17 protein-coding genes are annotated in these 16,844 nt (G+C 65.7%); 14 read left to right on the forward strand and 3 right to left on the reverse strand.

Features of this window, described 5'->3' with window-relative positions; all coding sequences use genetic code 11:
• Positions 1-21 precede the first annotated feature (21 nt).
• From FJ428_RS01470 to FJ428_RS01505, 8 genes are all read left to right on the forward strand, one after another.
• The gene (locus FJ428_RS01470) at positions 22-1,290 is read left to right on the forward strand and encodes an extracellular solute-binding protein (RefSeq protein ID WP_140514572.1); all 1,269 of its coding nucleotides are present in this window, start codon (positions 22-24) and stop codon (positions 1,288-1,290) included.
• A 51-nt stretch (positions 1,291-1,341) separates the two neighbouring features.
• A complete protein-coding gene (locus FJ428_RS01475; protein ID WP_140564354.1) occupies positions 1,342-2,274 on the forward strand; it encodes a sugar ABC transporter permease in 933 nt (310 codons plus the stop codon).
• Positions 2,271-3,128 carry a carbohydrate ABC transporter permease gene (locus tag FJ428_RS01480; RefSeq protein WP_140878806.1) on the forward strand — a complete coding sequence of 286 codons (858 nt, stop codon included), beginning with the start codon at positions 2,271-2,273 and terminating at the stop codon, positions 3,126-3,128. The genes FJ428_RS01475 and FJ428_RS01480 overlap by 4 nt, the downstream gene beginning before the upstream one ends.
• Entirely contained in the window at positions 3,125-3,862 is a 738-nt protein-coding gene (locus FJ428_RS01485) for a PIG-L family deacetylase (protein ID WP_140514580.1), read from the forward strand. The genes FJ428_RS01480 and FJ428_RS01485 overlap by 4 nt, the downstream gene beginning before the upstream one ends.
• Positions 3,859-4,734, forward strand: a complete 876-nt coding sequence (locus tag FJ428_RS01490; RefSeq protein WP_140497694.1) for an ROK family protein — start codon at positions 3,859-3,861, stop codon at positions 4,732-4,734. Before FJ428_RS01485 ends, FJ428_RS01490 begins: the two co-directional genes overlap by 4 nt.
• Positions 4,731-5,501 carry a GntR family transcriptional regulator gene (locus tag FJ428_RS01495; RefSeq protein ID WP_140520922.1) on the forward strand — a complete coding sequence of 257 codons (771 nt, stop codon included), beginning with the start codon at positions 4,731-4,733 and terminating at the stop codon, positions 5,499-5,501. Before FJ428_RS01490 ends, FJ428_RS01495 begins: the two co-directional genes overlap by 4 nt.
• Before the next feature lie 40 nt (positions 5,502-5,541).
• A complete protein-coding gene (locus FJ428_RS01500; protein WP_140520921.1) occupies positions 5,542-6,333 on the forward strand; it encodes an SIS domain-containing protein in 792 nt (263 codons plus the stop codon).
• Between the two features lie 288 nt (positions 6,334-6,621).
• Complete coding sequence (locus FJ428_RS01505) at positions 6,622-7,656, forward strand: LacI family DNA-binding transcriptional regulator (protein ID WP_140562048.1); 1,035 nt, start codon at positions 6,622-6,624, stop codon at positions 7,654-7,656.
• On the opposite strand, the gene FJ428_RS01510 is transcribed toward FJ428_RS01505, so the two are convergent.
• Together FJ428_RS01510 and FJ428_RS01515 are read right to left on the reverse strand one after the other, a co-directional pair.
• Positions 7,644-8,594: an alpha/beta hydrolase gene (locus FJ428_RS01510; protein ID WP_140562079.1), complete on the reverse strand. Its 951-nt coding sequence runs from the start codon at positions 8,592-8,594 to the stop codon at positions 7,644-7,646. The genes FJ428_RS01505 and FJ428_RS01510 overlap by 13 nt on opposite strands.
• 23 nt (positions 8,595-8,617) lie before the next feature.
• Positions 8,618-9,766, reverse strand: coding sequence for a Gfo/Idh/MocA family oxidoreductase (locus FJ428_RS01515; RefSeq protein ID WP_140878807.1), 1,149 nt, complete (start codon positions 9,764-9,766; stop codon positions 8,618-8,620).
• A gap of 178 nt (positions 9,767-9,944) precedes the next feature.
• Between FJ428_RS01515 and FJ428_RS01520 the strand changes: the two genes are divergently transcribed.
• The 6 genes from FJ428_RS01520 to FJ428_RS01545 are packed head-to-tail and all read left to right on the forward strand — an operon-like array spanning position 9,945 to position 15,224.
• A complete protein-coding gene (locus FJ428_RS01520; RefSeq protein ID WP_140520919.1) occupies positions 9,945-10,766 on the forward strand; it encodes a sugar phosphate isomerase/epimerase in 822 nt (273 codons plus the stop codon).
• Between the two features lie 4 nt (positions 10,767-10,770).
• Positions 10,771-11,847 carry a Gfo/Idh/MocA family oxidoreductase gene (locus tag FJ428_RS01525; protein ID WP_140878808.1) on the forward strand — a complete coding sequence of 359 codons (1,077 nt, stop codon included), beginning with the start codon at positions 10,771-10,773 and terminating at the stop codon, positions 11,845-11,847.
• Entirely contained in the window at positions 11,847-12,668 is an 822-nt protein-coding gene (locus tag FJ428_RS01530) for a sugar phosphate isomerase/epimerase (protein WP_140878809.1), read from the forward strand. The genes FJ428_RS01525 and FJ428_RS01530 overlap by 1 nt, the downstream gene beginning before the upstream one ends.
• Positions 12,665-13,498 (forward strand): alpha/beta hydrolase, encoded by an 834-nt coding sequence (locus FJ428_RS01535; protein WP_140878810.1) that lies wholly within the window; start codon positions 12,665-12,667, stop codon positions 13,496-13,498. Before FJ428_RS01530 ends, FJ428_RS01535 begins: the two co-directional genes overlap by 4 nt.
• The gene (locus tag FJ428_RS01540) at positions 13,495-14,217 is read left to right on the forward strand and encodes a ribulose-phosphate 3-epimerase (RefSeq protein ID WP_140878811.1); all 723 of its coding nucleotides are present in this window, start codon (positions 13,495-13,497) and stop codon (positions 14,215-14,217) included. Before FJ428_RS01535 ends, FJ428_RS01540 begins: the two co-directional genes overlap by 4 nt.
• The gene (locus tag FJ428_RS01545; protein WP_140878812.1) at positions 14,214-15,224 is read left to right on the forward strand and encodes an ROK family protein; all 1,011 of its coding nucleotides are present in this window, start codon (positions 14,214-14,216) and stop codon (positions 15,222-15,224) included. The genes FJ428_RS01540 and FJ428_RS01545 overlap by 4 nt, the downstream gene beginning before the upstream one ends.
• Before the next feature lie 120 nt (positions 15,225-15,344).
• On the opposite strand, the gene FJ428_RS01550 is transcribed toward FJ428_RS01545, so the two are convergent.
• Entirely contained in the window at positions 15,345-16,673 is a 1,329-nt protein-coding gene (locus FJ428_RS01550) for a dicarboxylate/amino acid:cation symporter (protein ID WP_140497716.1), read from the reverse strand.
• Positions 16,674-16,844: the final 171 nt, after the last annotated feature.

Genomic DNA, 16,844 nt, shown 5'->3' on the forward strand with positions numbered 1-16,844 from the left:
GATAAAAATGGGAGACTGGCAATGAGCATGCTTTCAATTCACCGACGCGCAGCCCTTGGCCTGATCGGCGGCCTTGCCGCCTGCGCTGGCCTGTTCACCAGCCTGCCGGCGCGGGCCGACAGCACGGTGACGCTGTGGAGCTGGCGCACCGAGGACGAAGCCGCGATGCGCCGCATCTTCGATGCCTTCGAGGCCAAGAACCCAGGCATCAAGGTCAACATCCAGTTCACGCCGGATGCCGACTACCAGAACCGCCTGAGCACGGCGTTGCGTGGCGGGCGCGGGCCCGACATCGCCCAGCTCAAGGCCTATGGCGAATTGCAGCCTTTCGTCGAGGCGGGCTATCTCGACGCGCTCGACGAGAGCGTGCCGGAACTGAAGAGCATGCCGGACGCAGCCCTTGGCGGCGCGCGTGGGCGCTCCGACGGCAAGCTCTACGGCGTGCCCTATTCGGTGCCGATGATGGGCGTCTTCTACAACAAGGATATCTTTGCCGCGCAGGGCATCGAGGTCCCCAAGACCTACAAGGATTTCGTCGCCGCCTGCGACAAGCTGAAGGCGGCCGGCATCACGCCGATCGCCACCGGCGGCGCCAACGGCTCGGCGTGGGAGCTGGAGATCGGCGTCGGCGTCATCGGCCCGACCGTCTACGGCCCCGGCTTTTACGACGAGATGATGACCGGCAAGGCGACCTTCGAGGATCCGCGCTATGTCGCGGCGCTGAAGCGCTTCGCCGAGCTGAAGCCTTATTTCCCCGACGGCTTCGCCGGGATCGACTACACCACCGCCACCCAGCAGTTCATTGGTGGCAAGGCCGCGATGTTTCTTGGCGGTTCGTTCGAGAATGGCAGCTTCAAATCGCAGAACCCGAAGCTGAAATTCTCGATCTTCCCGTTCCCCGCCGACGATGCGGGGGCAAAGCTCTACACCTCGGCCTTCTCGGACGGCTCCTACGGCCTCGTCTCCGAAAGCGCGAACAAGGAAGCCGCGATCAAGGTGCTGGACTTCATGGCCTCGGCCGAATTCGCGCAGATGTTCGCCGACGAACTCGGCTGGCCGCCGGCCCGCACCGATGTCACGGTGAAGGACCCGGTATTGGCCGAGATGATGGAGATGTCGAAGAACTCGACGCCCTACCTGACGCTGGTCGGCTTCCGCTGGCAGTCGCCGACCGCCTCTTCCGTCCTGCAAGCGGAGATCATCGACATGGTCGAAGGCAACATCGCACCGGAGAAGCTGGCGGCCGACATGCAGGCCGCCGTCGCCACCTGGTTCAAGCCGAAGCAGTAAGGAGCCGGCCGGCTGCAATGCCGCCGGCCTCTCACCGGGCAAAAACCGCGCATGACCAACCTTCGCCGCAAAAGCAGCCTGAAGCGCACGCAGCAGCGCATGGCCGTGCTTTTCATCCTGCCGGCGCTGGCCGTCTACGCCCTGTTCGTCCTCTATCCCTTGGCGATGTCGCTGTGGGGCAGCTTCTTCATCTGGAAGGGGCTGCGCATCACCGAGTTCGCCGGCCTGTCGAATTTTTCGCGCCTGTTCGTTTTCCCCAGTAGCGCCAGGCTCTACGGCGCGCTCTGGCACAACACCGCCTGGTTCTTCGGCATCATGGTCTTCCAGAACGGCATCGGACTGCTGTTTGCCTGGCTGCTGTTCCTGCGTGATCGGGGTGCTGCCTTCTTCCAGTCGGTTTTTTTCTTCCCCGCGGTGCTGAGCCCGGTCATCGTCGGTGCGCTGTGGCGCCTGCTCCTGGCGCCGGGCGGCGTGGTCGAATGGGCGCTGAACGGGCTTGGCCTGCACCAGGGCAGCCTGACCGTGCTTGGCAACAGCCACACCGCGCTCGCCATGCTGGTCGCCGTCGACGCCTGGAACTGGATGGGCCTGCCGGTGCTGATCTACACGGCGGGCCTGCGGCAGATTTCGGGCCAGATCTTTGAGGCGGCGAAACTCGACGGCGCCGGCAATGCGCGCATGCTGTTCTCCGTCGCGCTGCCCTTGCTGATGCCGGCGCTGGGCACGCTGACGACTTTGTCCTTCATCAACACCTTCAACCAGTTCGACATCGTCTATGTGATGCAAGGCGTACAGGGCAATCCGAGCTATTCGACCGACACGCTGGTGACCTATTTCTACAGGCTGGCCTTCGGCGCGGAGGGCGCCGTCGGCATCACCGATATCGGGCTTGCTTTGGCGTTGGGCACCATGCTGTTCCTCATCCTCAGCGTCGGCACGCTGTTGATGCTGCGCTTCTTCGACCGCCGCACGGTGCAGCTATGAGCACGCTGGCCATCTCAGGCAGTCCCCTGATCTCGCGCCGGCTTTCGCGGCTGCCCGGCTGGACGGTGCTTGCCGTATGGACGGCGGCCGTGCTGCTGCCGCTCTACATCCTCGTCGTCTCCTGCTTCAAGTCGACGGCCGAAATCTACGACAACCGGCTCGGCTTGCCGACAAGCTGGGCCTTCGACAATTTCGTCAGCGCCTGGACGCGCGCCGACCTCGGCCACAATTTCCTCAACAGCCTGATCGTCACCGCCGGCGCGGTCATCCTCACCATCGTCGTCTCGGCCATGGCCGCCTATCCGCTCAGCCGTTACCAGCTGGGCTGGAACGCCATCATGCTCGGCCTGTTCCTGTCCGGCATCATGCTGCCGATAAGGCTCGCCTCGGTCGAGCTGTTCACGCTGATGCGCAATCTCGGCCTGCTGGATTCCCTGACCGGACTGATCCTCGTCTATTCGGCGATCCGCGTTCCCTTCGCCGTCTTCATCTTCGCCAATTTCATGCGCGTCCTGCCCTCCGAACTCGACGAGGCGGCACGCATGGACGGCGCCGGCGAGGTCCGCATCCTGTTCCAGATCATCCTGCCGATGGTGAAGCCGGCGGTGTCGATCGTCGCCATCTTCACGGCAATCGCCGTGTGGAACGACTTCTTCTTCCCGCTGATTTTCATCTTCGACGACCGCTACAAGACCGTGCCGCTGGCCATCAGCGTCTTCGTCGGCCAGTACCGCACCGATTGGGGCCTGGTGTTCGCCTCGCTGGCGATCTCCATGGCGCCGATCCTGATCATGTATTGTCTGCTCGCCCGCCAGATTCGAGAGGGCGTAGGCGCCGGGGGAGGCATGAAATGATCGAGGACAGGATCTATGCCGCCAAATCCATCCTGGTCGTCGGCGCGCATGCCTTCGATGCCGAGGTGATCGCCGGACCGCTGGCGGCGGCCGCCGTAATGAGGGGCGCCACGGTGACGTTCCTGCACCTGAGCATGGGCGAGCAGGGCCATCCGTGCCTGATCCCCGAGCACTATTGCGCTCAGAAGGAAGAGGAAGCGGGCAGGGCCGCCGCTCGCCTCGGCGTCGCCATGCGCAATCTTGGCCTGCATGACGCCTTCCTGCCTTCCGATGACGAGACGGCGCTGAAACTGTGCGATGTCATTCGCGAGCTGAAGCCGGAAGTGGTCATAACCCATTGGCACGGCAGCTGGCACAAGGACCATCGCGCCGCAGCCAAGCTGACGCAGACCGGCATCTTCTTCGCCGCCCTTCCGACTGTTGCGCGCGACCATGCCGCCTTTACGCCGGGCTTGCTGCTGTTCGGCGAGAACTGGGAGGACGATGACGGTTTCCGCCCCGAGCACCTGGTCGACGTCAGCGACGGCTTCGAGGCGTGGAGCGAGGCGGTGCATGAATACGAGCTGGCGCGGGGCCTGAGCAGCTTCCCCTATGTCGATTACTACAGCGCGCTCTACCGTCTGCGCGGCTGCCTGCGCGGCACGCGCCATGCGCAGGCCTTCGCGGCGGCCTCGCATTCCTGGAACGCCGGCAGCGGTCTGTTCGCGCCACCGGCTGCCGGAGGGCGCCGATGACGCGGGTTCTGGCCATCGATCTCGGCGGCACAAATCTGCGTGCCGCCGTCCAGTCCGGCAATGTCAGCGCGCTGGAGAGGCCGAGCCGCGAACCGGCGCCGGCAAGCCTTGATGCCTTCGTCGCCCGTATCGCGGCGCTTTGCGCCGAGGCTGGCGCGGTCAAGGCGTTGGGCCTGGCGGTGCCAGGTCTCGTCGAGGGGTCGGTCTGCCGCTGGATCCCGAATCTCCCTTGGCTCGACGGTGTCGACATCGCGGCGCTGTTCCCGCAATTGCGCGTCGCCGTTGGCAATGACGCGCAGATCGCCCTGCTGGCGGAAGCCGTTGAAGGCAGCGCGAAGGGCATGTCGGATGCGATCCTGCTGGCAATCGGCACGGGCATAGGCTCGGCGGTGCTCGCCAACCACCGCATCGTCGCCGGCACGCATGGCGGCGCCTGCTCGTTCGGCTGGGCCTGCGCCGACATCAAGGACCATGGCGAGGAGCGCAGCGGCTGGCTGGAGCGCGTTGCATCGGGCCGCGCGCTTGATGCGCTTGCCGGCCAGGTCGGCCTTGCCAGCGGCCGCCAGCTGATCGCGGCTGCCCAGGCGGGCGAACTCGCGGCACAGACCCTGCTCGAGTTGCCGGCGCGCCGGCTGGGCACCGCGCTTGCCGGCGCCGTCGCGCTGCTCGACCCCCAGGTGATCCTGGTTTCCGGCGGCCTTGCCGATGCGCTTGACGTCATCGGACCGCCGCTGCTTGCCGCGCTGCGGCGCCAACTGCCGCCGCATCTCCGCGGCATTTCTCTCAAGGCTGGCGCGTTCGGCCCCGGCGCCGGCCTGGTCGGTGCGGCAGTGGCCGGACAGGCCGGAAGCGGGTGGAGACAGATCCGATGAGTGAAGCCAGTTTTCAGCAGCCGGATCGCAGAAGGCCCGAGCCGCTCTGGTATCAGGTCGAGGAGGCCATCCGCGCCATCGTCAAGAGCGGCGAATGGGCGACGGGCGACCAGATCCCGGCCGAAGACCGGCTGGGCGCGCTTTTCGGGGTCAGCCGCATCACGCTGCGCCACGCTTTGCGCAATCTGGAGGAAAGCGGATTGCTGCGCCGCGAACACGGACGCGGCACCTTCGTGCGCTCCACCACGCTCGTCGCCGGCACCCGCGAACTGACGAGCTTCACCCAGGAGATGGGCAATATCGGCGTCGTTGCCGGCTCGCGCCTGCTCGATTGCAGCCTCACCATCGCCAATGCGGCGGCGGCCGGCGCGCTGGAGATTGAGGAGGGTGACCCGGTGGTGCGCATCCGGCGGCTGCGGCTCGGCAACAACGAACCGATCGGCATCCAGACGGCGCAGCTCTCAGCCGCACGTGTGCCGGGCTTCCTCGACGCCGGCCTGCTGCAGGGATCGCTGTACGAGGCGCTGGAGCGCCACTACGGCATCGTGCCGGTGGCGGCGCGCGAGAATTATCGCGTCGGCGCGGTTGGCGCGGCGGATGCCGAGCTGCTCGATCTGCCGGTCGGCAGTCCGGCTTTCGTGGTCGAGCGTATCGCCACCGACGAGCGCGGTCCGTTCGAGTTCACCGTCTCCATCATGCGCGGCGACCGCTACGAGATACGCTCGACGCTGCGCGCCGGGCGCGTCCCGTCAAATCCGCGAAGCTGATCCATCATCACCCAAGCAGACACTTAACAGGAGTACCCACGTGTCCGACCTCTACATTCACCGTCTCGCCGCCCTCATCGACCAGGCAGCGAAAACCAATGAAGCGGCCTTTGGCCAGGCAGCCAGCCGCTTTGCCGACTCGCTTGAAGGCGGCGGTCTGATCCATCTCTACGGTTCAGGCCATTCGGTGCTGCCGGTGCAGGAAGTGTTTCCGCGTTACGGCAGCTATGTCGGTTTCAACCCGCTGACGGACCCGCGCGTGATGTGGCACAATGTGCTCGGCGCCGGCGGCGTGCGTGAGCTGCTGTGGCTGGAGCGCACCGAGAAATACGCCGAAAAATTCCTGGATCATCAGCCGCTCAACAAGGGTGACTCCATCATCATCTTCGGCCACAGCGGCCGCAACTCTTCCGGCATCGATACGGCGCTCTATGCCAGGAAGCGCGGCATCTTCGTCGTTGCGGTCACCAGCAAGAACAATCTCGACAAGCCCGCGACGCACTCCTCCGGCAAGCGACTGGCCGACGCGGCCGATCTCGTCATCGACACCTGCTCGCCGATAGAGGATGCGATCGTGCCGGTCGAGGGCTGGAGCCGTCCGGTCTCCGGCTCTTCGACGGTGCTCGCCATGATCCTGGCGCATGAGCTGATCGCGCGTACCGCCGAGCAGCTCGCCAAGCGCGGCATCGAACTGCCGGTCTTCGCCTCGCCGACGATCGCGGGCGTGACCCTGCACGACACCGATGTCATCTACGGCGTCTACCGCGAACGCATGCTGGAAGCACAGAAAAAGCACCTGCCGGCCTTCCAGGCGACGATGCGGGGCGAATGATGTTAGGGGCGGGAGGCGTCGCGGACGCCTCCCGCCATGGATGCGCCCAATACGAACTTATCATCGTCGATGCAAGACCGGGCCTATCCCATTGGCTTCCTTCCGAAGCTTCAGTGTCGCTTTGAAAGCGTCAATAAATAATTTGACGCGCGTAATGAATCCGCGATCTATTGGGAACCGTTAAAACTTGACTGGACAAGTTCGGTCGAGCATTGCTGTTTCCAGGCAACGGCCGCGTGACTCGTGTCGGCCGGGGCGGCGGGCGAGGGCAAGGGACCCTGAATATCGATGGCGGAAAAGACGCACCGCACGATGGATGACTTCGCCCGGGCGTGCGGCGTGTCACGGCCGACCCTGTCGAAATATTTCGATGATCCGGCGAGCGTCAAGCCGGCGACGCGCGCCCGCATCGAGGCCGCGCTTCGCTCCTCGGACTATCAGCCGAACCTCTTCGCCCGCAATCTCAACCGCAAGCGCACCCGCAATGTCGGCATCGTCGTGCCGGCGATCACCGATCCGTTCTATGCCGAGATGGTCAGCCGCATTGAACTGCGCTGCCGCGACGAAGGTTTTTGGCCGATCGTCATCTCCTCGCACGGTTCGCCCAGGCTTGAGTCGGAATCGGTCAAGACGCTCACCTCGCTGAAGGTGGCCGGCGCCATCGTGGCCCCGCTGGGATCGGTTTCCGAGCCGGGCGTCTTCGAACGGATGGGCAAAGACATCCCGATCGTCTATTTCGACACCTATATCGAGGGTGACACGCCCTTCGTCGGCAACGACAACCACCAGAGCACGTCGATCATGGTCGATTATCTCTGCCGGTCCGGCGAGCCGCCGGTGTATGTCGACATCCCGCACGTCAACCACAATTCGGGCGAGCGACTGCAAAGCTATATCGAGACGATGCGGGCCGCCGGCCTTGAGTCTGTCGTCATCAACGCGGCGCGCGACTACACCTGGGACTTCGAGCGGATCGGCCATGAATGGATGGAAAGGACGCTCGAGAAGGGAGGCCTGCCTGGCCGCACCATTCTGTGCGCCAATGACCGTCTCGCCTTCGGCATCATGTCGGCCGCCTTCACGCGCGGGCTGAAGATCGGCCGCAAGCCCGATTGCGACTTCCGTGTCGCCGCCCATGACGACCACCCGTTGAGCCGCTACACCTGTCCGCCGCTCACCACCATGGCGCAGGACTTCGCCGCAATGGCCGGCCGCAGCGTCGAGATCCTGCTGGCCTTGCTCGACGAGGCCCGCCCGCCCGCGCATGACCTCGTGCGAAACGTCAAGCTCGGCGCGACCCTGGTGATGCGTCAGTCGGCCTGAGCGCGCGTCTGCAATTGGAGCCAGGCCGCGGCCTCGCTCATCGCTTGCCGCGCGGCGAGAATGTAGCGGCCCATCGAGACGAAGCCGTGGATCTGGCCCGGCCAGTGCCGCAGGACCAGCGGCACCCCTTCAGCAAGCAGGCGTTCGCCATAGGCGGTCCCTTCGTCGGCCAGGATATCGTGACCGGCGGTCACGACAAACGCCGGCGCTGCGCCTGCAAGGCTCGGTGCCAGCAGCGGCGAAACGCGCCAGTCCTTGATGTCGTCCGGGGTGCGCACATAGTGGTCGCGGAACCAGGCCATGGTGGCGGCGGTCAGTCCAAACCCGTTACCGAAACGGCGGTAGCTGTCCGCCGTCTGGCGGGCATCGGTGTTGGGATAGATCAGGATCTGGGCGGCAAGCGGCGGTGCTTGCCCGTCGCGGGCGAGGAGTGCCAGCACGGCGGCAAGGTTTCCACCGGCGCTGTCGCCGGCAACGGCGATACGGGCCGGATCGATGCCGCGCTCCCCGGCGTCTTGCGCCATGAAGCGAAGCGCCGCCGCGCAGTCCTCGAGTCCGGCGGGGAACTTGTGCTCTGGTGCCAGTCGATAATCGGGGCAGACGACGACGGCATTGGCCAGATTGGCCAGCCAGCGGCAGATCTCGTCATGCGAATCGAGATTGCCGATGACCCAGCCGCCGCCATGCAGATAGAGCAGGGCGCGTGCGCCGGTTCGCGGCGCGCCGATGCCGCGATGGATGCGGATCGGAACCGGGCCGTTCGGTCCGTCGATCTGCCGCTGCGACGTCGCCGCGACCGGCTCATGTTCGCCCTGCTGCGCCGGGAACGAAGCGTTGTAGGCGGCCCGCGCCGCCGCCACGCTGCCGTTCTCGAACGGCTCACCACCGGCCGCGCGGCCGATTTCCAGGGCACGCAGAGCATCAGGATCGAGCGTCATCGCAATCTCCGTCATGATTGCATCTAGGCGAGCAGGCCGCGCGCCTCGTCCTCCGAGAGCAGGGCCGGCTGGACGACGTCGCCAGCAATGGCGACCGGGCTTTTCGTTTCGCCGGAGTGCAGGATCGCCTCCATGATCTCCAGCACATGCAGCGCCAGAGTGCCGGACGCGCGGGGCGTGGCACCTGTCGCGAGCGAACGCACGAGGTCGGCGACGCCGAGCATGCGATAATTGGCGCGGTCGGGCGCGGCATAGGGCCAGTTGCGGGCGCCGTAGAGTTCGCCCTCGCTGGGGAAATCCTTCCACTCGGCGCCGCGCTCGGACAAGGACACGGTGCCGCCGAACGTGTCGGGGTCGGGCAGGCGCAGCGAGCCCTCCGTGCCGTGCAGTTCGATCGGATGGTTGGAGTGCTTGAAGACGTCCCATGAGGCGCCGAAGGTGACTGTCGCGCCTGACCGGAATTCGAGCAGCGACAGCACGTTGGTCGGCGTGCCGACCTTGAAGGTCGTGTTCTTGAACGGTCCCTCGGCTGATATCAGCCGCTCCTGCTGGCCCCGCGTCGCCATTGCCATGACGCGTTGGACGGGACCGAGCAAATTGACCAGCATGGTCAGATAGTAGGGGCCCATGTCGAACACCGGGCCGCCGCCCGGCTGGTAGTAGAATTGTGGGTTGGGGTGCCAGTGCTCCATGCCGCGGCCCATCATGAAGGCTGTGCCGGTCACGGCGCGGCCGATGGCGCCTTCATCCATCAGGCGGCGCGCCCGCCGCCCGGCGGCGCCGAGGAAAGTATCGGGGGCCGAGCCGAGCAGCAGCCCTCGCTTGGCCGCCTCCGACACCAGGCGGCGCCCGTCGCTGGCCGAGGTCGCCAGCGGCTTTTCGGTGAACACATGCTTGCCCGCCGAAAGCGCCGAAAGCGAAACGTCGAAATGCGCAGCCGGGATGGTCAGGTTGAGGACGAGATCGATCTCGGGATCGGCCAGCATGGCGTCGACGCCGAGCGCGCGGATGCCATATTCCTTCGCCCGCAGCGCCGCCATGTCGGCCGAGATGTCTGCGCAGGCGCGCAGCTCGATGCTGCCGAAGAGGGCGGCATTGCGCAGGTAGGTCATCGAGATGTTGCCGCATCCGACGACGCCGATCCCAAGCTTCGTCTTCGATCGTCCGTGCATTTTCTGTGTCATTCCTCCGATGCGGCCACGCTCTGCCGGATCCATTGCGCCGGCAACGGATCACTCCCCGCAAGCCGCTATACAACATTTTGAATATTGACGCGCGTAAAATTTTTATAGACCATGCGAAACCCAGGGGCGCCAAGGAAACCCAGGGCGGCGTCAAGGAATGAACAACATGACGAAGACGAAGCTCAAGGTCGGCTGCCAGACCTTCACCTGGGAAATGCTCGGCAAGGCCTGGACCGGCGGCCCCGACGATCTCCTGAAGGCGATCGCCGATGGCGGCTATGCCGGCATCGAAATCACCGACACCATGATCGGCCGCTATGCAGGCAAGCCGACGGAGTTCGCCGCGGCGCTTGGAGCATCCGGCCTGACGCTGGTCTCCTTCGCCTTCGGTTCGAAAAGCGGCTTCACGCTGAAGGACGAGATCGGCGCCGATCTCGAAACCGCGAGGCGCTGGATCGATTTCGCTGCCGCGTTCCCAGGTGCGCTTGTCTCGATGGGCTCGGCGACCGTCGTCTCCAACGGCTCGCGCGACGACAAATTCGCTATCGCCGCGGAGGTCTACAACAGGGCCGGCGAGCTCGGGCGCAAGGCCGGCGTCCAGGTCGCAGTGCATCCGAGTTCGCACCACAACACGCTGCTGTTCGACCGCGCCGACTACGACGCGATCTTTGCCTTGCTCGAACCCGACCTGGTCGGCTGGGTGCCCGATACCGGCCACATATTGCGCGGCCACAAGGACATGGCCGATACGCTTACCACCTACCGCGACCGCATCCGCTACATCCATTTGAAGGACGTCGACGCCAAGGGCGATTGGGCGATGCTGGGTAAAGGCGTCTGCGACACGCCTGAAGTGATCGAGATCGTCGGTGCGGCGCCGCGCTTCAACGGCTGGCTGGTGCTTGAAGAAGAATCCGACACGGCCGCGGCCGATCCTGCCGGCGCGGTCAAGACCAACCGCCAGACGATGCGCGGCTACGGGGCCTGAGACGGTGATCAGGAAACAGGACAGGCGCCTCAGGGTCGGCGTGCTCGGCTGCGGCCCCATCGCGCAGTTCGCGCATCTGGAATCCTGTGCAAAGGCCAGCAATGCCGACCTCTACGCCATTTGCGACGCCGCACCCGACCTGCTCGCCCGCATGGGCGCCACCTACGAGCCGCGGAAGATGTATGCCGACTATGACGAGATGCTCGCCGATCCGGAGCTGGAAGCGGTCATCGTCGCCACCTCGGACGCCTATCACGTGCCGATGTCGATCAAGGCGCTCGACGCCGGCAAGCATGTGCTGTGCGAAAAGCCGATCGGAACTTCGGTCGAGGAAGGCGAGGCGCTGGCGGCGGCGGTGAAACGCTCCGGCAGGATCCTGCAGGTCGGCCACATGAAACGCTTCGATCCGGCGCTGGAGGCGGCGCGCGACTTCGTGCGCGACGAAATGGGCGAGGTGCTGGCGCTGAAGGCCTGGTATTGCGATTCCACCCACCGCTACACCAATACGGATGCGGTGCAGCCGCTGCCTGTCACCAGCAAGCTGGCGAAGAAACCATCCGGCAATCCGAAGGCGGATCTCCGGCAGTATTTCATGCTGGCGCACGGCTCGCATCTGGTCGATACGGCCCGCTTCCTCTGCGGCGAGATCACGGCCGTACGCGCCCGTCTCAACGAACGCTTCGGCGCCTATTGCTGGTTCGTCGAGACCGAGTTCGCCAGCGGCGCGCTCGGCCATCTCGATCTCACCGTCGCCGTACGCATGGACTGGCACGAGGGTTTCCAGCTCTATGGCGAGAACGGCTCCGTCATCGCCAAGACGTTCAATCCCTGGTACTTCCGCGCCAGCGAGGTCGATATCTTCCATGAGAAGGACGCGACCTCGCGAAAACCGCTCGGCGCCGACGGCCATTTCTTCCGCCGCCAGCTGGAAGGTCTCGCCGACACGGTGCTGAACGGCGCGCCGATGCGCGGTGCCAATGTCGAGGACGGCATTGCCTCGATCCGCGCCATGGTCGCCATTGCCCGCTCCGTCGAGACCGGCGAACGGATTGAGCTCGCTTCAGTCTCGGGTGCGGTCTGATGCGTCTCGGCGTCTTCGCCAAGACCTTTGCGGGCACCGAGCCGGCTGTTGTGCTGGAAGCAGTGCGGCAGGCGGGCTATGAGACGACGCAATTCAATCTCGCTTGCGCCGGCCTGCCGTCGATGCCCGATGCGGTGCCTGACGCAGCCATTCCGGCCATCCGCGCCGCCGCCCGATCAACAAGCGTATCGCTCGCCGCCCTGTCGGGCACCTACAACATGGCGCATCCAGACAAGGCGGTGCGCGATGATGGTCTTCGCCGCCTTGCCGTCGTCATCGATACAGCCGCCGCCCTCGACATTCCGCTAGTCACGCTCTGCACCGGCTCGCGCAATGCAGCCGACCAATGGGCCTATCATCCCGACAACGCCACACCGGCCGCCTGGTCCGACATGGCCACTGAGATGGAAAAGGCGCTGGCGCTGGCCGAAGGGGCAGGCGTCGATCTCGGCATCGAGCCCGAACAGGCCAACATCGTCACCTCGGCGAAGGATGCCACCCGCTTGATCGCCGACATGGGCTCGAAGCATCTGAAGGTCGTGCTCGATCCGGCGAACCTGTTCGAGCATGCGACGCCGGGCGAGGCGCGCGCCATCGTCGCGGCGGCGATCGACGAGGCCGCTGCCCATATAGCCATGGCGCATGCCAAGGACAGGCATGGCGACGGCCGCTTCGCCACAACAGGGGAGGGCATTGTCGATTTTCCGGATTTCGTCGCGCGGCTGAACGCTGTGAAATTCGATGGCCCGCTTGTCACGCACGGACTGTCGGCCGACGAAGCTCCCGCCGTTGCCGCCTTTCTGCGCCGCCTGCTCCGATGAGCGTCGCACCGACGACCATGCTTCGCGACGATGCGGCGCTTCGTGTCTTCGACACGGAGCAAGGCAGGCTTCCCGTCGTCTTCCAGCACGGTCTCGGCGGTGACGCCGCCCAGGTGGCGCAGAGTTTTCCCGACGGCCCGTCGCGACGCCGGCTCACCGTCGAATGCCGGGCGCAAGGCGGCTCCGGTGCCGGCCATAAGCGCCCCTTTTCGATCGCCATGTTCGCCGACGACGTGCTGGCCGCCGCCGATGCGGCCGGCATCGAACGCTTCGTCGCCGGCGGCATCTCGATGGGTGCGGCGATCGCGCTGCGCCTGGCCGTCCGGCATCCCGAGCGCGTCACCGGCCTGGTGCTGGTCCGTCCGGCCTGGGCCTTCGACGCGGCCCCTGAAAACATGCGTCCCTATGCGGAAGTGGCCGAGCTCATCCGAAACCGTCCGCCGAACGAGGCGCGCGCCGTCTTTGCCGCTTCGGCCACGGCCGCCCGGTTCCGCGCCGAGGCACCCGACAATCTGGCTTCCCTTCTCGGTTTCTTCGAGCGCAACAATGCAGCGGACTTCGCCGAAATGATGCAGGCAATCGCTGGCGATGGGCCCGGCGTTTCGCGGGCCGCAGCCTCTGCGCTCTCAATCCCCACACTCGTCGTCGGAAGCGGCGTCGACCTCGTCCATCCCTTGGCGACTGCCCGCGAACTGGTGAAGACAATCCTCAACGCGATCTTCACCGAGGTGACACCGAAGGCCACCGACAGGGATCGCCACTTCGCCGAAATCCGTGCCGCGATCGGCGGCTTTCTCGATAAAAATTTCAACAACCAGGACCAGTCATGATCTCGAAACCCCTGTCAGGCCCGGCCGCTATCGCCGCATTGCCGCGCGATCGTCTGATCGCTGAATTCTCGTCTTGGTCTGCCAATCTCGCCAATTTCGAGAGCGACTTGAAGCGCATCGAACCCTATGTCGACCTTCACCACATCGATGTCGCTGACGGCCACTTCGCGCCGTCCTTCCTGTTCTTCCCCGATCTGGTCGCCCGTATTGCCAAACTGACGGCCAAGCCCATCCATGTCCATCTGATGGTCGACGGGGCAATCGTCGAGGAACAGACGCGCCAATTCATCGAGGCCGGCGCCGACATGATCAGCGCCCATGCCGAGAATGGCGAAGCAGGATTGCGCGCTGTGCGGCTGGCGCGCGAACTTGGCGCCGAAGCCGGCGTCGTGCTGCGGCTGGAAACGCCGGTCGAAGCGGTGAGGCCCTTCGTGTCCGAAGTCGCGTTCGTCACGCTTCTGGGAACCGCGATCGGCGTCAAGGGGCAAGGCCTTTCGGAGAAAGCCTGCGACAGGTTGGTTGAGGCCCGCGCCATCCTGCGCAAGACCGGACGCGAGGCGGACGTGGTTCTTGCCGCCGACGGCGGCATCCGCCATGAGACCGTGCCGCTGCTGCGTGCCGCGGGTGCCGAGACCGTGGTTCTTGGTTCGCTCGCCTTCGGTGACAAGGATCTGGCCGGCCGCATCGGCTGGCTGCACGGGCTGAAAGTCGCGGCATGAGCAACGAGGCCGCTCTCGCGATCGATCTGGGCGGCACCGAGCTTCGTGCCGCCCTGGTCGACCGTGATGGCAAGATACTGGCATTCGCGGCGGTGCCGACGCAGGCGCAGGCCGGTCCCGAAGTGGTGATCGGCCAGATCGAGGCTCTCGCCGCGACCATCCATGCCGAGGCGCCGGCGCTCGCCATCCTTGGCGTCGGCGTCGGCGCGCCGGGACCGCTCGATCCGCTGGCCGGCATCGCCGTCGGGCCGCCGACGCTTGCCGGCTGGCTGGACGTGCCGCTCGCCGACATTCTCGAGCGGCGGCTCGGCCTGCCGGTGCGTCTGGAGAACGACGCCAATGCGGCAGCGCTCGGCGAGTGGCGCTTCGGCGCCGGCCACGGCGCCCGTTCGCTCGTCTTCGTCACCGTCTCGACCGGCATCGGCGGCGGCGTCGTCGTCGACGGGCGCATCCTGCATGGCCGCCGGGGTCTTGCCGCCGAGATCGGCCACATGACCATAACCAACGAAGGCGAGCGCTGCATATGCGGCGTCATCGGCTGTTTCGAGGCCATCGCCTCGGGCACCGCGCTCGGCCGCCGCGCCAATGCCGCGACGTTGGCCTTCGACGGCTCGACGCTGCGCCGCCTTTCGGCTAATGCCGAGGTGACGGGCCGCCATGTCGTCGATGCAGCGCGGCTGCAGGACGATCTCGCCCTGGCCCTGCTCGAGGAGGAAGCGCGCTGGCTGGGCGTCGGCTTCACCAACCTCCTGCATCTCTATTCGCCCGACGTGCTGGTCGTCGGCGGCGGCATCGCCAATGGCCTCGATCTGATGGCTCCGGCAATAGAGGCGACCATCCGCCAGCGCGCCATGCGCGCGTATCGCGACGTGCCGGTGGTTCTGGCCCAGCTCGGCCGCCACGCCGGGCTGATCGGCGCGGCGAGCCTTGTCCTGTTCGACGACGGCACAGCCCGCCTGCCTGTCGAAGGGCCAAGCAGATATCCCGGACACGAGGGCGGACACTGATGGTCGAGCTCAAGCTGCGCGGCGTGCGCAAGTCCTGCCGCCTCACACGGTGAACACACGAAAAATGGCCGGAGGCGGCGATGCCTCCGGCCATTTGCTATCGCTGTGCGGCCGTTGTGATTACTCGGCTGGAACGATGTCCGCCGGCAGGCTGTCGTCGGCCGTTCCCGCCAGCGCCCTGGCCAGCTTGGCCTCGTCGAGCTCGCCTTCCCAGCGCGCCACCACCAGCGTCGCCACCGCATTGCCGACGAAGTTGGTCAGCGCCCGGCATTCCGACATGAAGCGATCGACGCCGAGGATCAGCGCCATGCCGGCGACAGGCACAGCCGGCACCACCGAAAGCGTGGCGGCAAGGGTGATGAAGCCGGCGCCGGTGATGCCGGCCGCCCCCTTGGAGGAAAGCATCGCCACCAGGAGCAGCAGGATCTGGTCGCCGAAGGAGAGGTGGATGTTCGTCGCCTGCGCGATGAACAGCGCGGCCAGCGTCATGTAGATGTTGGTGCCGTCGAGGTTGAAGGAATAGCCGGTCGGGATGACCAGCCCGACCACCGAGCGCTTCGCGCCGGCCTTCTCCATTTTCTCCATCAGCGAGGGCAGTGCCGCTTCCGAAGACGAGGTGCCCAGCACCAGAAGCAGCTCCTCCTTGATGTAGCGGATCAGCGACAGGATGGAGAAGCCGTTGTAGCGGCAGACGGCGCCCAGCACGATGAACACGAACAGAAAAGCGGTCATGTAGAAGGTGCCGACCAGCATGGCGAGGTTGATGACCGAGCCGATGCCGTATTTGCCGATGGTGAAGGCCATGGCACCGAAGGCGCCGATCGGGGCTGCCTTCATCAGCACGCTGACCAGCTTGAACATCGGCGCCATCAGCGCCTGCAGGAAATTGAGCACCGGCGCGCCCTTGTCGCCGACCAGGGCCAGCGCGATGCCGAACAGCACCGAAAAGAACAGCACCTGCAATATGTCGCCGTCGGCGAAGGCGCCGACGATGGTCGTCGGAATGATGTTCATCAGGAAGCCGGTGACCGACTGGTCGTGCGCCTTGGCGGCGTAGCTGTTGACGGTCGCGGCGTCGAGCGTCGCCGGGTCGATGTTGAAGCCGGCCCCGGGCTGCACGACATTGGCCACGATCAGGCCGATGATGAGCGCCAGTGTCGAGAAGGTGAGGAAGTAGAGCATCGCCTTGCCGGCGACGCGGCCTACCTTCTGCAGGTCGCTCATGCCGGCGATGCCGGTGGCGACCGTCAGGAAGATAACCGGGGCGATGATCATCTTGACCAGCTTGATGAAGGCGTCGCCAAGCGGCTTCATGCTCTCGCCGAGCGACGGATAGAAATGGCCGAGCAGGATACCGACGGTGATCGCCACCAGCACCTGCACGTAGAGTTGGGCGTAAAGCGGCTTGCGCTGCGCGGCGGGCGCGCGTGATTGGTCTGCCATGTGCATCTGCTATCTCCCTGGCCGGAGGGAACGGCACGCGCCGCCCCGCAAGACTTCTCCCATCGCGGCGCTCCGGTCGCTCGCCGCTGTCGAGAGTTTTGCAAGCGCCGTGCCAGATCGAGAAAAGGCCGGAACCCTGGATTTCCGGCGGTTTTGTCCCCATTTCAATGGAGGCCT

This window comes from Mesorhizobium sp. B2-8-1, from assembly GCF_006440955.1.
Lineage (GTDB): Bacteria > Pseudomonadota > Alphaproteobacteria > Rhizobiales > Rhizobiaceae > Mesorhizobium.

Excerpts from the sequence above, each read along its gene's own strand:
- FJ428_RS01470 (WP_140514572.1), top strand. The coding sequence starts at position 22 with ATGAGCATGCTTTCAATTCACCGACGCGCAGCCCTTGGCCTGATCGGC.
- FJ428_RS01475 (WP_140564354.1), top strand. The coding sequence starts at position 1,342 with ATGACCAACCTTCGCCGCAAAAGCAGCCTGAAGCGCACGCAGCAGCGC.
- FJ428_RS01480 (WP_140878806.1), top strand. The coding sequence starts at position 2,271 with ATGAGCACGCTGGCCATCTCAGGCAGTCCCCTGATCTCGCGCCGGCTT.
- FJ428_RS01485 (WP_140514580.1), top strand. The coding sequence starts at position 3,125 with ATGATCGAGGACAGGATCTATGCCGCCAAATCCATCCTGGTCGTCGGC.
- FJ428_RS01490 (WP_140497694.1), top strand. The coding sequence starts at position 3,859 with ATGACGCGGGTTCTGGCCATCGATCTCGGCGGCACAAATCTGCGTGCC.
- FJ428_RS01495 (WP_140520922.1), top strand. The coding sequence starts at position 4,731 with ATGAGTGAAGCCAGTTTTCAGCAGCCGGATCGCAGAAGGCCCGAGCCG.
- FJ428_RS01505 (WP_140562048.1), top strand. The coding sequence starts at position 6,622 with ATGGCGGAAAAGACGCACCGCACGATGGATGACTTCGCCCGGGCGTGC.
- FJ428_RS01510 (WP_140562079.1), bottom strand. The coding sequence starts at position 8,594 with ATGACGCTCGATCCTGATGCTCTGCGTGCCCTGGAAATCGGCCGCGCG.
- FJ428_RS01515 (WP_140878807.1), bottom strand. The coding sequence starts at position 9,766 with ATGCACGGACGATCGAAGACGAAGCTTGGGATCGGCGTCGTCGGATGC.
- FJ428_RS01520 (WP_140520919.1), top strand. The coding sequence starts at position 9,945 with ATGACGAAGACGAAGCTCAAGGTCGGCTGCCAGACCTTCACCTGGGAA.
- FJ428_RS01530 (WP_140878809.1), top strand. The coding sequence starts at position 11,847 with ATGCGTCTCGGCGTCTTCGCCAAGACCTTTGCGGGCACCGAGCCGGCT.
- FJ428_RS01535 (WP_140878810.1), top strand. The coding sequence starts at position 12,665 with ATGAGCGTCGCACCGACGACCATGCTTCGCGACGATGCGGCGCTTCGT.
- FJ428_RS01540 (WP_140878811.1), top strand. The coding sequence starts at position 13,495 with ATGATCTCGAAACCCCTGTCAGGCCCGGCCGCTATCGCCGCATTGCCG.
- FJ428_RS01545 (WP_140878812.1), top strand. The coding sequence starts at position 14,214 with ATGAGCAACGAGGCCGCTCTCGCGATCGATCTGGGCGGCACCGAGCTT.
- FJ428_RS01550 (WP_140497716.1), bottom strand. The coding sequence starts at position 16,673 with ATGCACATGGCAGACCAATCACGCGCGCCCGCCGCGCAGCGCAAGCCG.